The following is a 16,107-nucleotide window of genomic DNA, read 5'->3' on the forward strand; positions in this document are numbered from 1 at the left end:
AAGTACAACGCATGAAGCGAATGGCCGGACTTTCCGCACTTGCCTTGATTATCTCCAGCACCAGCGGCTGCGGATGGGTCTGGGGGCCGGAAGGTTATTTCCGCGACCGTGGTAGCGATTACCTGCAAGCGCAACAGACTGCACCGATGCAACTGCCATCGGATGTCAGCACCTCCAAACGTCTGGATCCGCTGTTGCCGATCCCGCGCAACGTCGCTGACGATACCGCCAAGGGTGAGTACGTTGTTCCACGTCCTCAGCCGTTGTCGGCCATCGCCGATGCCAGCGATTATTCGCTGCAGAAAAGCGGCGATTCGCGTTGGGTCATGGGGCAGCATCCACCGGCCGAAGTCTGGCCAGTGGCCGTGCAGTTCTTCGAGGACAACGGTTTCCGTCTGGATGAACAGCGCCCGCAAACGGGCGAATTCACCACCACTTGGCAGCACTCCGATGAACTGTCCGCTGCCATGGCCAAGCGCCTGAGCGCAGCTGGCGTCGGCGCCGACAGCGAAACCCGCGTTCGTGTGCGTGTCGAGCCGGGTGTGCAGCGCAATACCAGTGAAATCTATGTGGTCAGTGCCGAGCGGCCTGCCGGCAGTACTGCAGACGTAGCCTTCACCAATCGTTCGGTCAACACTGGCCTGGACGCAGCGCTGGTCGACGACATGCTCGCGAGCATGAGCCGCACTGCCGAAAAGGGCGGTTCGGTGTCGATGCTCGCTTCGCGTGATTTCGATACGCCAAGCCGCGTCAGCCTCAGCGAAGATGGCAGCGGTAACCCGGTGTTGAACGTCGGGACCGATCTGAACCGTGCATGGGCCAGCGTTGGCCGTGCGCTGGAGCAGGGCGAATGGCGTGTTGAAGACATCAACCGCAGCCTGGGCCTGTACTACATCAACCTGGCCGAAAAAGCCGAGAAGAAAGACGACAAGCCTGGTTTCTTCAGCAGCCTGTTCGGCAGTGCGCCGAGCAAGGAAGAAATTGAAGCCCGTGCCGAGCGTTATCAGGTTCGCCTGAGCAAGGTTGGCGAGAACATCCAGGTCACCGTCGAGAAAAACATCAACACCGTCGCACCGGCTGACGTAGCGCGCAAAGTGTTGAGCGTGATTCAGGACAATCTGGGCTGATCACATGCGTTTTGCCGTTCTCGGCAGCGGTAGCCAAGGGAACGGCACGCTGATCGCCAGTGCTGATACGTATGTGCTGGTGGATTGTGGTTTTTCCCTGCGGGAAACCGAAAAACGCCTGTTGCGCCTGGGTGTGAACCCGGCGCAACTGAGCGCGATACTCGTAACCCACGAACATGCCGACCACGTGCATGGCGTGGGTTTGCTGTCTCGGCGCTACAATCTACCGGTCTACCTCAGTCGCGGCACACTGCGCGGGATGCGCAAACCGATTGAACCCGCAGGCTTTCTGGCCGGCGGCGAGCAACTGCAGATCGGTGCACTGAACATCGGGGTCATTGCCGTGGCCCATGATGCGCAGGAACCGACCCAGTATGTCTTCAGTGATCACGAGCAGCGGCGCTTCGGCCTGCTGACCGACCTGGGTTCCTACTGCGAGCGGGTGCTTGACGGTTATCGGGACCTCGATGCGTTGATGATCGAGTCCAATCATTGCCGCGATATGCTGGCTCGTGGTCACTACCCGTACTTTCTCAAGCAACGGGTGGGCGGCGAGTTGGGACATTTGAACAACCACCAGGCGGCATTCCTGGTGTCCGAGTTGGGCTGGCAGGGTTTGCAACACCTGGTTCTGGCCCATCTGAGCAGCAAGAACAATTTGCCGCAGCTGGCCCGGCAATGTTTTGTCGACACCCTCGGGTGCGACCCGGACTGGCTGCAACTGGCCGATCAAGATTCAGGGCTCGACTGGCGCCACATCGCCTAGCCCACCTACTTAGCAAGCGGAGCCCATCATGGAAAAACGTGAAGAACTCTACCGCGGCAAAGCCAAATCGGTTTACAAGACCGACGACGCTGACCGCTTGATCCTGCTGTTTCGCAACGACACCTCGGCGTTCGACGGCAAGCGTATCGAGCAGCTAGACCGCAAAGGCATGGTGAACAACAAGTTCAACGCCTTCATCATGCAAAAGCTCGAAGCGGCCGGCGTACCGACCCAGTTCGACAAACTGCTGGGCGACAACGAATGCCTGGTGAAGAAGCTCGACATGATCCCGGTCGAGTGCGTCGTGCGTAACTACGCCGCCGGTAGCCTGGTCAAGCGCCTGGGTGTCGAAGAGGGCTTGAAGCTCAACCCTTACACCTTCGAACTGTTCCTGAAGGACGACGCCAAGGGCGACCCGTTCATCAACGAATCCCACGTTGTCGCATTTGGATGGGGCACCGCCGAGCAACTGGTTCGCATGAAAGAACTGTCGCTCAAGGTCAACGAAGTGCTGACGAAGCTGTTTGACGACGCCGGCCTGCTGCTGGTCGACTTCAAGCTTGAATTCGGCGTATTCAGCGACGGCTCCATCGTCCTGGGTGACGAGTTCAGCCCGGACGGCTGCCGTCTGTGGGACAAGGACACCAAGAAGAAGATGGACAAAGACCGCTTCCGCCAAGGCCTCGGTGACGTCATCGAAGCCTACGAAGAAGTCGCCAATCGTCTGGGCGTACCGCTTTAATCGACGCAAGCATCTGATAGCACGGAAAAAATTTCGCTAGGGGGGGTTCGCAACCAGCGAAAGTGTTGTTATGATGCGCGCCGTTGGAGAGATGCCAGAGTGGCCGAATGGGACGGATTCGAAATCCGTTGTACCTTCACCGGTACCTAGGGTTCGAATCCCTATCTCTCCGCCATTTTATTGACGCTCTTGTAAATCAAGCACTTACGAGAGGTCAAAAAAAGCGTTTTGTACCAACGCTTTGTACCAAAATAAATAGCCCTGATCTTCGGATTGGGGCTTTTTTTTGACCAAAATTTGTTCAGTTGCTGTGCCTACGAAGCTGGTAAGGCTTTTACCCTCGATTTCCTATCGTCACCCATGGGTGTTCCGTCCTAGTACGCCTGTGCAGGGCAGTTTGTACTGAAAATGACAGAAGGGTAGGTTGGTGGGTCGCAAGCGTCTCAAAACGCTTCACAGGCCTTCTCACGGGAAAATTATTTGATCGTGTTGAGCTGAACGAGATTCAGTCCAATGGACCGACCAGCAAGGCCAGATAATCCACGATCAGAAATGCAGGAATAGCTTTAATAAAAAAAGTATCTTGGCGGGTAGCTGAACGACAAGCGCATGATCCAAAGTTTTGGGCTTGCAGTGCTGAACAATTTCGCGCAGCGAGTGCCCGGACGGTAAACAAAAGAATGAGCTTCAAGGATCAACCAAAGACATTGCACTGTCTAATGCATTTCAATGGTTAACACATGATCCAATACCCAGTTATCGATAACTGGTTTGCTGACGCCTTTAAGTTTTTAAAGAGATCTAAAATTATACGCGCGCGCTATAGGTTTTCAGTCCTTGATTTCCGTGGCCTGTAGAGACTTTACAGTACAAAAAATTGTACTGTAAAGGTATTTTAGAGTACAAAAAACTGTACTCTAAAGCGGTGTTTTCCAAAATATTTGTGGAATTTCTCTTTTTGGAGTACAAAAAATTGTACTCCAAAGTTTTCTTTATTTTCTCATACTAAAATATTTTTCAAAAAATTTGTGCTTAATCCACAATTTTGTGTTTTTCAAATGCTATCGTATTAAAACAAACTAAATAATAATCAACATGAACATTGAGAATAGAAGATATATAAAACTGCCTACTTCTGACAAAGCCTTGGAAGCTCTTTGTAAAGTGGCTTTGACAAAACACTCCGCGCATACGCTATTGATAAAACTCTGCACTGCTGCTGATAAAACAGAAACTGGCTTGCATGTCGTTTATACGGACAAAGCAGAGATTATGAAGTGGATGGATTGCACAAGCGAAAATGTACGCAGATGCATGAACGTTTTAATTGAGCAGAAATTAATTGCTGTTGAGCATGATAAAGCCCATGGAATGATGTGGATTGAAGTTAAGTTCCTTAACCTTTAATTGATGGAAAAATAAAAAGACTGCGGCAAACAGTCTAATTAATGAGTTGAGGTTGAGATGAAGAACCCTTTTAATAGTATAGCATTTAATAAATTAGAAAAGAATTATTACGCGCAAATTCTTACAAGTGCTATGCCTTTTTATATAGCTGTAGTTGGTTTCGATAAAGTGGCTGGGCAAATCCTGATGGCTGCAGTCGAAAATATGGATAGATTTAATGAGTGCAAGGTTAACCTTCATGACCTTGATAAGTACTTGGACGTTTCTGAAAATACTCGTAAGAAATCCCTAAATGTTTTGAGGTATATGAATTTCATTGAAACTAAAAATAGTAATAGGACTGGTGGTGAAACGAATTTTAAAGTGAATGTCCAGTTTGCTTGCAAAGGTAGTATTGAAGAGAAAATGAAGATGCCTAGCGCATTGAACAAATCGTTTAGATCTGCTGCTTTGGTAAATGGGCAGATTTGTAAAGATAAATTCAAGAAATATAAGCAATTTAATAATGATATGAAGCAAGAGGGTGTTGATGGGCTCATCCCATTCTAATTGGCAATAATATTCCGCAAGGAGAAATAACAAAAAACGAGAACAACATGACAAAAACAAAAATAGCTAGAATCGACCATTTTTCAAACCAGTTAGCATCCTTTGAAGCTGACAAATTCCAAGTCATATTCAACCCGGCTACAGAAGTCTTGATTGAGAAAGGCAAGGCGGCTTTTTGCTTGAAAGCATTCAATGCGCAGGGTGTGAAGGATCAGTTCTTCACTGCTGATGACCTGCTGACCGAAAAGCTTTTCAAGCTGATGAGCGCTAAGAATATTGAAGGGTATGACGTAACGATTGTCCCAAAGTCAAAGACCTTCCACTACCTCACGATTAGCTCTGTCACGTCCGTAAAGCTCAAAGACCTGGCTAGCCTTGGCTTTGCCCCCACTCTGGTAACAACCATCAAGGGAAGCCTTCACAGCAAGCTTTATGACCTCGTTTGCAGGATCGACAAGCACAAGGCTGACGACCAGTATGCCTACAACGCACAGATGTTTATGTGGGCTCTGAACAAGAGTGTCAGCACCTTGCGCGTACCGCGCCCAAAGAGCCTTGAAGCACCGATCCACGCTGCTGGTTTCAAGCACCATGGCACAGGGTCATTCGTGACCTGTAATCGCTCGCTAAAGCGTTCCTGCACTGAATGTGTGGATCAGATACAGAAGGTAAGGGGAATGAAGCTCACAGCGCCTGCTGTTGGAGCTGGCAGCCCTGATGACACCGCTTTCTACCTAAATGCGTTACGTGAAACGCTGGTGTACAAATCTAGGCTTCTTGGTGATGCCGTGATCGATGATGTGATCGATAGGAGAGTGGCTAGACAAGCATTTGCAGAGCATTACAGCGGTGATGACGTGTTGGCCTTCTTGATGAGCCAGGGTCACGTCAAAGCGAGGGAAAATGCTTTGGAGCATGCTGTGAAGCTCATGACCTTCTGATGAATGACCACCAAAGAAAAAAGGCGGTGATTTCAAGGCACAAAAAAAGCACCGTAGGGCTTCTATTGTTGCTTATCTTATTCAAATACCTTCACGGTGAAGCTGAAATGCGCAGGGGTAGGTTTTGCAAGTGACACGTATTTAACAGTGACTGTGCCTTTATCAATACTCGTTCCAGAAAGCGCTAATTTCTCTTTTGCAATTCTTGATTGTGTCAAACCATCTTGACCAATGTATTTATCTAAAGTGACCGGCGCAGACGTTAATTTCACGCTTGTAGATTGTGTGCCTAATTTTGTCTTAAAGGTTTTCACAAGGTTTGAAATCTTTGTGCTGTCAAATGCCCCGGCGCTTAAGTTATCAGCACTGACATTCATGATATAGGCTTTGCCTTCAAGCTTTGATGTGTCGATTTTATTGAGTTGGTCGATTGTCAAATCGCTTTTTGAAATAGAGGTTGTAGTGAAGCTCAAGTTTGAAAGAACTGAATCTTGCAAATGTTCAGTGCTAGGTGCGTTTATTTCATCGCTTATAGAAACAGCAGTGCAGGTGTTTGACTCAAGAATCGGTGTTGTTCCATAAGGGTAAACTGTCCCTGATGCGTTTTCGGCTTTTACCAAATACTTGGTGATTTTCCCTATGAATCCGGCTGGGCACTCTTCCTCAATGAATTCTTTTGAAGTCGTTGTGATTTCTTTTACGCATGATGTTGTGTCTTCAGTTTTAGCTTGAAAAGTCGTGTTGGTAGATCCGCTCACTGGGTCGAAGATTGTTGAATTGTCGCCTGTTTTTGTTACGTTACCAGAATATGTACCCTGTTGAACCCCGTAATAGTTATCACAGCTCACCGTTTGAGTGCCTGGTTTGATTTCAACTGTGACTGGGCCAGTTGGCTTGCAAGTATTTTCTTTTTCAACAATGTATGAAGAATCGGTTTGTGACCAGGAGATATACTGTTTTAATTTTAAGTGTGTTTCCCTTACGATTTTTCCTGATTGACCAACCGGGCAAGCGACCTCATTTGTGCTTGTCACTGTGTCTTTCAAATAGTAGCAATTGTTTTGAACTACAACTATTAAATTCCAATCACTTGCTGCGCCAGATTGCTTAACGGTTCTACCGTACAAACCGAGGGTGTTTCCAAGATTGTACTGATAATTCGGTGCTAATGAAGGGCAGTTTGCTCTTGTAAGCTGCTGGGTTTCGTTTTTCGAACAAGTATCTTGGGTTGTTGTCCAATTCGAATAATTTGTTTTACGACCATCAGTGTATAAATCATACGTTCTAGAATTAACGATTTGTCCTGTGTATCCCGCTTGACAGGCTTCGGTTTTGACTTCAATTTCTTTTGTTCTACAATCATCACTCAATTCATAAATGTTGAACGATGTTTTTAGATTTGTGGTGATCTTAGGAGTGGTGTAACTGATGTAGCGTCTAAATTTAGTGACGTTTCCAATAGCTTTTGGATTTTCGCAAGCTATCGTTTTAGTGTCAGTAGCGACTTCGTAGTCAGCTTTCAAGCCTTCTATCTGATAATTGTAGCAATCTCTAGTGACTTCATAACCATCTTGATTTCTAAATACTATGCCATTTCCTTTGTTGACATATGTTCTTGAACCGTCAGCGTTTTTTATATAAACACGTCTGTATTGACTTTGCCACCCGTTACCCTGCGGACAAGAAACGCTCCAGATTTCAGCATCCAATGATTCTTCGTAAAGCTGGTCTGCAGGCCAAGTGTAAGCATTTGCTGTGTTTGTAAGTCCAATTATGGAAAGCGTGAGTAACGCAATAATTCGTTTTTGCATGATTCAAAAGGTTTGTTTATTAGCTTAATTATACCATTTTTCCGATTCCATATTTTTCCTGTGGGCAAAATTAAAGCCTCTGATGAGGCACTAATTGATAATTGGTAAATTATGAAGCGTCTAAATGTGCGTCGTAATCGTTTGTGTCTTCATAATCTTCAATAGGAATTCCTTTGAAGTCTTTGCTTAAAAAAGAACGTGACTGTGCATCCATATCAACGAAACCCACTGAGTCAACAATTTGTCTCGTGGTCTCAATCAGGTTTTGTTCATCTATATTCTGTTTTCCTGATTTGTTCTGAGTTGAGTCATTCGCATGGGATAAACTCGAAAGTAACGCTAAAGCTGCAAAGGTAAATAATCTGATTTTCATTTTAGTAAAGGTTTGTTGTTTTTAAATAATAGCATTTAAAAAAGAAAATCTAATTAATTCAAAGAAAAGATTGTTAGTGGGGTTTTTGTCAATATAAAATGTTAAACTGTAGAAGCAAGCAGCAAGTTGTTCATCTTTTAGTAAAGTCCGCTGCTTGTTAGTTAGGTTTGTTTTTAGAGAAGCCCGCAATCATGCGGGCTTTTCGCTTTCTGTGATTCCTAAGTGGCTTCGCTGCGAGATCTGGAGTTAGGATCAGATCGACTTCTTCCAGGGCGCCCTCACATGTCTCGACCGATCCGCAACAGGTACAACCCTAGGGAGCGAATTCAGCTAGATTTTGACGTTGCTGCGTGTGTCCTGAACCTGAATCAGCACCTACAAGCTTTCCGTGAGTTCTCGGTCTCTGATGACCGCGAAGCCTTTCTACGGACACGGGGGGAGGGCGCGAGGAACGCTGTGTATGTACATCAAATCATCGCCTGTTGGCTCGGGCTTTACGGCTTTGGTGAGGATGGGGAGTGGAAGGAGTACTGCAGGGCGTTTGTGGAGAAATTCGTAGAGGTTGATACGGGCTTTGCAGAAGTGGCTCTAGCTGATGCCGTCAGCTACTCACAGAGCCTGCTGGAATCCCTCGATGCTGCACGTAGTCAGCTTACCAATGGAGCAGAGAAGGGCGGTTAGGCTTCAACCAGTTCTAGGATTTCGCAACGGCTATCAATGATGAGCCTTCTGCCTTCAAGGTGGCCTATGGGCTCTCCGTACTGAAATAGGACGTTATCCACAAGGAATTCTGCTTCTGTATGGAGGTTGGCGGCGGTTAGGCTGGAATCGAATCTGTACAGCCTTCCGGCTACCAGCGCGCCTACATCTTGGCCGTTGTGCAGCACAATGCACGGAATTTGAGGGTTGTAGCTGAATTCCTTGTCCATCTGGTCAACTCCCTGAACCTGCGGTATGGGTGAGTATAACCGGCCCTGCGCTCCCTGGACTTGGACAGATTCTATCGGGGTAATAGAGGCTTCGGATTCTGTTCGGAATGGCCTAGGAACGGCCTAGGGAAGGTTGAGTACCTGGTGGAGCATTCGCTGACGCGGTAAGTGTCTGGTAAGGGTTGTACGAATGAATGGGGCGATGCATCCCGTGTGAATCGCCTGTAAACGGCACAAAGCTTTTTTGATTTTATTACGGGCCATTCATAAGGGATGGAATCATCAGACATTGGATTAATCATCCTGGGGATGATCTGGCGAAGGCATTGCATCATACATGCCCTCGTTTTATCAGCCCCTCTTCATGAAGCTGCTGAAGAGATTTTTAAATCCAGAGTTCTTTCTGCGCATAGCTAATATGGCTCTGAAATGCTGAACTCTGCCAGCGTTTTTATAATAAATGAACTCTCTGATGGTCCACAAAAATTTACTTAATTGTTTGAAAGCTATGGCTGTAATGTAAAGGCAAGCTGAACATCCGAAAAATATCACTAAAGGAAAATTCTCTTGTAAGCCTTTCGCATAAAGTGAAAAGTACGCGTACCAAATGTATATGCTTGCGAATACCCAAAGGGAAATTATTATGAGTGGAGCGATAACCCAAAATTTGAATATTTTGTTTTTTGAACGTATCAGTCTCATTATAGGTATTGATGTCGCAAAAAATGCATAGGGGAAAAATAGGGCAGTGATTTTTGCGATTTTGTAAAGGTTATCGACTTCACTGTATTGACTTAACGAGTAGTCAAACTGTTGTTGAATTTCTAGTTTTTCTTCATCTGTGTATCGTGCGCTTCGTTTCTCAATTTTGATTGACATTATAGTATTAGGCTGTTTTGCAAATTATAGCATTTCCTAAATCAGAAATTGGCCGTAAGGCCAATCTATTTACATGTGATACCTGTTAGGGGCAAAAACAATATCATTTGCATGCTCTGGGAGGTTTGAATCTTGTTTCGAGAAAAGAATGACTTTCATGATTTCTCGAATCTTCGATACTTTTCTTATCATGTGAACACAGATGAATAAAACAACAAAGAGGTAGATGCAAATTGCTACAAGGGTTGAATATATATCACTTATGCTCGTTATGGTGTACGAAACGCTCAGTGAGCCGGTCAACATTTCCAATGTTATGACTTTGTATATGAACAAAGCCTTTATGAATCTGAATGTCATGTACAAAACTGATGTGTAGCAGACTGTCGGTATGAACAGCATTGACAGTTCAATTATGAATTTCAGGTAGTCAGTCTTCCTGTCTACGGTCGTGCCGTTAATTATCTGCAGTGATGAAGCTGTTGAGGTCAAAAGGAAGCCGACTAAAGCGACTATTAAAGTAACGATTACGCTTACTACGCTCACTGTGACGGCTATAGGAATAGACCAAATGAGAATGTAGCCAAGTGATAGCAACGTCGATGACAGAGAGTCCAGGAACTCTTGCATCTGCGGGACACTGACCACGACCGCAAGGGCTACCATTGCTTCAGGCCCGATGTTTAAGCCAACAGGGTTGTAAATGTCATTGAATCCAGCGGACGCTGCTACACCAGCAGAGACAATTCCAATTTTACCCCCAGTTGTGCCAAAAAAGCCTATGGCAGAATCTACAATGCTTTTTGTACCGTTCACTGCAGCTGCTTCCTTGCTTCTGCTTTGAGTATTTTTTCTCAATTGTTGATTTACACGCAATTCAGCTTTTATTAATGACGCAGTGAATACCAGTGTTTGACCAAAATTCTGAATTTCAACGAACACAGAGCCGCATTCCCTGCCACTCGGTGTTGTGGAGCTTGGGTAATTTAGGCAGTCGATTAGCTTATCAATACCCAGTACGCCATTTTCTCCCACTGTCACTGCTTTCAATAACCCAGCGGACCAGTCGTTAGAGGTTTTAGTAAGCTGAACTGAATCAAGGCTATTGTTCAAAAAATATTGAAGATTGATGTCTGATTCAGCCCTTTGATAGTCAACTGTGAAAATGACTTTGTTGTTATTCTCAGAGATTAAAATGCTGCCCGACTGGTACATATCAACCTTCATTGAGTTAGCTAGCGTTTCTCCTGGTGTTGAGTACTGATTGTTCTGAAATTCCGTGAATAATATTTTTGGTAAAATCGTCAATATGTTCGGGTTCGTCATGAAACGATTGTTAAAGTAAACATTGTAGAAGTTTATTGAGTCAGAACAGTTCTTTGGGCTTGAATCCTCTGCACAAGAACGCTCTACACACGCCCTCAACGTCGATTCTAGGGTTTCATCAGCGACAAACGATGTTGAGCTTGAGTCCTGATTTAGATTTGTCCCTTGCCCTGCGCTATGGTCAACCGTCGAGCAGATCCTGACGTTTCTGTCTGCTGGCATCAGTGACTCTGTGTATGTGGGCACTTTGTTCAGCTCATCTATTGCACGCCCATGCATGCACTTTGCCGCATCAAAGGCGTAGTCCTTGATGCTGCTAGGGCTCATCCCTCTAAGGTTGAAACTGGCTTCGTCGTTGCAATCAAGCTGGCCTGGAGTATAGGTATCGGCCACACCCAAGGTGGGCCTACCCGCTTTTATGATGTTGTCTGCAATCTTCTTGGCATTCAGTGTGTACTCTGTTTCCACGATCCTTTTGGCTGTTTCTATAGCAGAATCTAAGTAGCTTGGGAGCCCAAATCTTTTGGAGATGCTTTCTGTATTCATGTCTACCAAAAAGCTAATGTCTAGAATGCAGCTACCAAGCTGATGGAAAGATTTGATTTCTCCTTTCGATTCGTCAATTGTGAATTTGATTTTTTGCTGTTTAGCAGCTTCTTGGATAGACATACTAGAAGTGCAGAGTTGAAAGCTAATCGCGTTATATTCATTTATCGCTCCGCCAGAATCTTTGTTCGGAACGAAACGTTTAGGGAATTCAACCCGTGTTTTTTGTAATTCTTCAAACTGATGCGTTTCATCAATGTCTAGCGCTTTAACCACGACCTGAATAGCCAGCTTTGTGAAAAGATTGTACCTAATACCTTGTTCGTTCACAAAAACAGGAGATGCAAATATTAAAATAAGAGCTGAAACAGATCCGGCTGTGATAATTGAGTTCTTATCCTTGAATTTGGTAGAGGCAGCGACAAATATCTTTAGGTAAATGAATCTGCTCAATATCAGACCAGCTAGGATAGAAATTGCATTGAGCGTATAAAAAATTGCAGGGTTCAGTACTTTTGACGTTCCACTGTTAAACTGATTATTGTTGCCTACGCATTCATGCTTCCCAAATTCATCACCTTGTACTGCACTCTGCGTCATTTCACAGCCAAACATTGATTCCACGAGTGGGCCGGTAAATGATGCCGCACGTTCTTCTTCTGTTAATGACTGCATATGAGCGTTTGCTCTGGTAGCAATATTATCAGCGTTAGCAAATGATGAAATAGTCGATAAGACTATTAAAAATACATAGGTAATGATTTTCATGGTGTAGGGCTTGTTTGTTGTATTATAACATTTTCAAGCCTTCAATTTTGGGATACGATTACCGCTGATTGTAAGATTTTACAGAGTCCATTAATCCAGAGCTTAATTTTAGAATTAGATTTACTGATCCAAACGATAACATGCTTAAAAAGCTAATCATGACAGCAATGATTCGCTCACCCGACTCTGAAAACATAACGTGTCCATTCATTAAGTTAAGTACCCTGTTAAGGAAATGGAGGCTCAATGTTGTTGATACGATAGAAACAATCACTGGCTTGATGAATTCAACGACGAAACCAACCACGTTATCTAAGATACCGCCAGCTTCAAAATGTGAGTAGCTGTCTGTGTACAACAATATGACTTTGCTCACTTCCCAGTTTAACAGCGCTGTCATCATTACGACTGACGGGACAAATATTATGCTAGAGGCGAACGCTAAAAGATTGCTTCTCATGGATGCGAAATTATCAGCGTCATTTAAACGGCAGAATGCCAAAAGGAAAAATGGGGAAAGCTGGATTGTCATCAAGGTAACGAATTTGTGAGACAACAAAAGAACAAAAAAAGGCAATATTGAAATCAACATCGGTAAGAATCTTAAGAAGTTACTTGCTTGATCGAGTGTGATACTCATCTTGACAAGACTTGTTCCTATGCCGGCTGCAATAAATGTTGCGGTTTGTGAAAAGGAAACTACTGCGTTACTTTTGTCTTTCTTCCCTATGTTCGCGGCACTTTTACCTTGCACATCTGCCAATTTGGAATTTGCGTAGTCGTTAGCAATTTTACCACTGATCGCTAGGCTCAAGCCGACAGCACGTAGGTCACTGGCCGTTTTGCTGATGCTTGTGGCGTACATCTGATAGCATTTTAAAGGGTGTGTGATTGTGTTTTTGCAACGCTGCAAAGCGGTCATAGGCATTTCAAATGCAAGCCCTGCACCTTGTTGAAGGTCTTTGTTCATTCCTGCTGCAGTGCCATTATCAAAAATCAATTTTTGTGAAATAGCATCTGAATCCTCAATGTTCGGAAGCTTCGTGCTTTCTGTTTTCTCGAAATAGGTTCTGACATACTGGCTTATGTTTATGGCACTTGAATAATCAGGATCGTATCCATGACCTCTAGCCCACTCATCGTCCAGGAAGAAATCGACCGCTTTTCTTTCTGAAATTATCAACACCTTGTCGTTGAACATGTTTTGAGCTGCGCTAGTGTAGCTGGTGTCTTCGCTGTAATTGAAAATATAAAATAGAAAGGTCAAATCACCTTCTTGAAGCATCTTTTTCAACTGGGTCAAGGATGAGTCATTTGTTAATGCGCTGCTAAAAGCATCATTGTACGCAAGGATTCTATCTCTCAATTTCGTCTCAAGGTTTTTTCTTGTCTCGAAGAGTTGCTTCTTATAAACGTCTGCGTTTTCCTCTCCTTTGACTTTCCAGTCATCGCCCACACAAAAAATAGATCCTGTGCCTTTAGGGCCACTTCCATTGTGGGCATCTATATATTGCTTCGCAGACATGCGTAGCTGTAGATTTTCTGCACAGATGAGGTTCAGCATTACCACTGCAGCGTTATCAGCCAGCTTGAAATCATTGGGAAGTTCTTTGAGGTAAGTGTTTGCTCTTGAATCTCTATAAAATATCGACATGGCAGTATTTTTTATATCTTCATACCCTGCGCGATTGTTATCAAATGGCCCACTCAATAATTCGTTTTTAAGCTGATTAGCAGTAGCTTCGACCGTTGTTAAATCAGCTTCGTCTCTGTATCTTTGATCGTATCGAACTGCTTGAAAGTAAGAATTCGCTGCACCAGCATTTAACTCTGATTTGAAAACCGTTACAGGGTCTAGCTCGAAAAGCAGATCTCCTTTTGGACTGTATTTTTCAAAGGTATAGCTCACGTCTTCTTTTTTAGATAAATCATAAAGAGAATCTGAAACTACCCAATTTGAGGAATCGCTTTTGTAGAAAATGTCGTTGTAATGCTGGCTTGAATGTCGTGCAACAATAGCTTTGAGTATGAGTTGTTCTGTCCATGCAGACGCAGTATAGGCCGCTTGGGTCTGCGATACATCATCCTTAACCCCTGTGTCTGGATCAACAATATTCTTTTCCAGTCCTCCCGTTTGGAGCATGTAGGTATAGAGCTGCATTTCATATTGAGTTAAAGAGTTACCAATCATCGTGAGTCTAATGCCAACAGAATCAATGATTGATAATGAGTTTTTAGCGCCAACAAGGCCGAACCCAATTAAACCTACTGCAAAAACTGCCAAAAACAGGTTGGTCAACAAGCTGTATCTTGCCTCTACCGTTTCTCCGCTCTCATTTTTTTTGTCATCAAAATTTCCAAGAGCAGCATTGAAAATTATTTGAGCAATCAATATTAAACCGGCTATAAGTGCGACTATATATACAACGCTGCGAAAAAATTCTTTATCTCTTCTTGTCTGTTCTTGGTTAGATTCGTCAAACCTTAATTGTGATTCTGATTTTTCATTTTGGATTTTTGCGTAGGTCTCGTCCTGATCCTTTGTGAAAACCATCACCCCCTCACCATAAGAGCTTGTCAGTAACTGTAATGATTTGTTATTCGGGCAGAGAACCATTGAATTTGGGTCTACGGTTTTGTTGTCTGCTTTGAATCCACACTCCGCTGCAGATGCTTGAGACAGAGACATGAAAGGCAATAGAAGAAGAGCGAGAGCTAATTGACGCATAAGAATAGGTTTTGTTTTCTAAATTATACCATTTTGCTTTGTGAATTCCGGCTGATAAGCCGATTGCCTTTTTACCCATTTGCCATTCTCCTGGTGGATCTTCCACCCTCCTTGGATAGGCAGTGTGTAGCTCTCGCTCTGCTTCCTACCCCATCACATTGGATAGCTTGTGGCCTACTGTGCCGGGGAGACAAGCAAGATCCTGGTGAACTGTGAGAAAGATCAATGATGCGACGTTGTTAGGTTGCTTTGTTCTCTGTTCTCAAGCTGTGATCCACATATTTTTTCAAAATCGTTTTAATCGACTTCCATGCACCTGATCGAGTTTGACTATCAGAAATGACACGGGGGAATAGCGTTTCCCTAAAAATCCGATTTTTATTTTTTCCGAAAAAAGTCATTTCCTTTTTCTTAATGACCTCTAGACCTGAGAAACTAAGAGCGGCAGCGATGTGCGAGCCGCTGTGTGTTATTTATCAAAATCATCATTTAGAATTTAATATTTTCTGACTGAATAAAAATCTGTTTTTTCTTAATTTTGGTTGTTTGACAATGTTTTTAAAAACATTAAAGTTCGCTTCATCGAATCACAGGGATTCGAAAATATGAGGTAAACACAATGGCTAACGTATACCGCACAGAATATGAAGTAAAAGGTGCAGAGCAAGAAATTAAGAAGTTTGTTTTCGAGGTTTTAGGCGATGGTGCAACCGAACGTCAATATTTCGATATGGACAAGATTCTTCCCATGAATGGTCAAGACATGGATACCGTCTGGGGAAGCGAAAGTGAAGCATTCAATTTTCAACTGTGTCACATGAGTTCAACTAAGATTGTTTTTCGGTTTGATACTAATAGCGGTACACCTCACCATGTATGCTTTGCACTGATGAATAAGTACTCTCATCTTACATTCAGTGTTCGTTCATGTTGTGAAATGCTTATTGAGGCGGTTCGTTTCGTGAAAGATCCCCGCTTTCAAGGCATTGGTTGTGAATGTCATGTGTGGAGTGATGATGGTGGAAAATGGAAAAAACACATAAAACATGAAGCCAAATATTTATGGGGTTATTCGAACAAGCCAAACCTTGAAAAACGTGGATTTGTAAAAATAGGAAATAGCTATGTAAAGGTTCATTACGGTGTTTCGCTAGAGGAACTGCGTCCACGCTTCAAGGTTTCCTAACGTTAATCGAAAAAGTACAACTCATTTGC

13 protein-coding genes and 1 tRNA gene are annotated in these 16,107 nt (G+C 44.1%); 9 read left to right on the forward strand and 5 right to left on the reverse strand.

What is annotated here, in order from left to right:
* The first annotated feature begins 11 nt into the window (after positions 1-11).
* From bamC to ACIOU6_RS02065, 7 genes are all read left to right on the forward strand, one after another.
* Positions 12-1,127: an outer membrane protein assembly factor BamC gene (bamC, locus tag ACIOU6_RS02035; RefSeq protein ID WP_339464863.1), complete on the forward strand. Its 1,116-nt coding sequence runs from the start codon at positions 12-14 to the stop codon at positions 1,125-1,127.
* 4 nt (positions 1,128-1,131) lie between these two features.
* A complete protein-coding gene (locus ACIOU6_RS02040; protein ID WP_007911390.1) occupies positions 1,132-1,893 on the forward strand; it encodes an MBL fold metallo-hydrolase in 762 nt (253 codons plus the stop codon).
* A gap of 28 nt (positions 1,894-1,921) precedes the next feature.
* Positions 1,922-2,635 (forward strand): phosphoribosylaminoimidazolesuccinocarboxamide synthase, encoded by a 714-nt coding sequence (purC, locus tag ACIOU6_RS02045; RefSeq protein ID WP_122608857.1) that lies wholly within the window; start codon positions 1,922-1,924, stop codon positions 2,633-2,635.
* Between the two features lie 85 nt (positions 2,636-2,720).
* Positions 2,721-2,810: transfer RNA gene (locus tag ACIOU6_RS02050), tRNA-Ser, on the forward strand.
* A gap of 920 nt (positions 2,811-3,730) precedes the next feature.
* A complete protein-coding gene (locus ACIOU6_RS02055; protein WP_144269764.1) occupies positions 3,731-4,042 on the forward strand; it encodes a hypothetical protein in 312 nt (103 codons plus the stop codon).
* A 57-nt stretch (positions 4,043-4,099) separates the two neighbouring features.
* Complete coding sequence (locus tag ACIOU6_RS02060) at positions 4,100-4,591, forward strand: hypothetical protein (protein ID WP_401133336.1); 492 nt, start codon at positions 4,100-4,102, stop codon at positions 4,589-4,591.
* Between the two features lie 47 nt (positions 4,592-4,638).
* Complete coding sequence (locus tag ACIOU6_RS02065; RefSeq protein ID WP_401133339.1) at positions 4,639-5,532, forward strand: hypothetical protein; 894 nt, start codon at positions 4,639-4,641, stop codon at positions 5,530-5,532.
* Positions 5,533-5,609: 77 nt separating this feature from the next.
* On the opposite strand, the gene ACIOU6_RS02070 is transcribed toward ACIOU6_RS02065, so the two are convergent.
* Positions 5,610-7,343, reverse strand: coding sequence for a hypothetical protein (locus ACIOU6_RS02070; RefSeq protein WP_401133342.1), 1,734 nt, complete (start codon positions 7,341-7,343; stop codon positions 5,610-5,612).
* A gap of 109 nt (positions 7,344-7,452) precedes the next feature.
* Positions 7,453-7,716, reverse strand: coding sequence for a hypothetical protein (locus ACIOU6_RS02075; RefSeq protein WP_401133345.1), 264 nt, complete (start codon positions 7,714-7,716; stop codon positions 7,453-7,455).
* Positions 7,717-7,998: 282 nt separating this feature from the next.
* Between ACIOU6_RS02075 and ACIOU6_RS02080 the strand changes: the two genes are divergently transcribed.
* Complete coding sequence (locus ACIOU6_RS02080; protein ID WP_401133347.1) at positions 7,999-8,397, forward strand: hypothetical protein; 399 nt, start codon at positions 7,999-8,001, stop codon at positions 8,395-8,397.
* On the opposite strand, the gene ACIOU6_RS02085 is transcribed toward ACIOU6_RS02080, so the two are convergent.
* The 3 genes from ACIOU6_RS02085 to ACIOU6_RS02095 all read right to left on the reverse strand — a co-directional run bounded on the left by ACIOU6_RS02085 (position 8,394) and on the right by ACIOU6_RS02095 (position 14,892).
* Positions 8,394-8,645 carry a hypothetical protein gene (locus ACIOU6_RS02085; RefSeq protein ID WP_401133350.1) on the reverse strand — a complete coding sequence of 84 codons (252 nt, stop codon included), beginning with the start codon at positions 8,643-8,645 and terminating at the stop codon, positions 8,394-8,396. The two genes, ACIOU6_RS02080 and ACIOU6_RS02085, sit on opposite strands and share 4 nt — an antisense overlap.
* A gap of 948 nt (positions 8,646-9,593) precedes the next feature.
* Positions 9,594-12,164, reverse strand: coding sequence for a hypothetical protein (locus tag ACIOU6_RS02090; protein WP_401133353.1), 2,571 nt, complete (start codon positions 12,162-12,164; stop codon positions 9,594-9,596).
* Between the two features lie 58 nt (positions 12,165-12,222).
* A complete protein-coding gene (locus ACIOU6_RS02095) occupies positions 12,223-14,892 on the reverse strand; it encodes a hypothetical protein (RefSeq protein ID WP_401133356.1) in 2,670 nt (889 codons plus the stop codon).
* A gap of 619 nt (positions 14,893-15,511) precedes the next feature.
* Between ACIOU6_RS02095 and ACIOU6_RS02100 the strand changes: the two genes are divergently transcribed.
* A complete protein-coding gene (locus ACIOU6_RS02100; protein ID WP_401133358.1) occupies positions 15,512-16,078 on the forward strand; it encodes a hypothetical protein in 567 nt (188 codons plus the stop codon).
* Positions 16,079-16,107: the final 29 nt, after the last annotated feature.

This window comes from Pseudomonas sp. NPDC087615 (genome assembly GCF_044743445.1).
Lineage (GTDB): Bacteria > Pseudomonadota > Gammaproteobacteria > Pseudomonadales > Pseudomonadaceae > Aquipseudomonas > Aquipseudomonas baetica_A.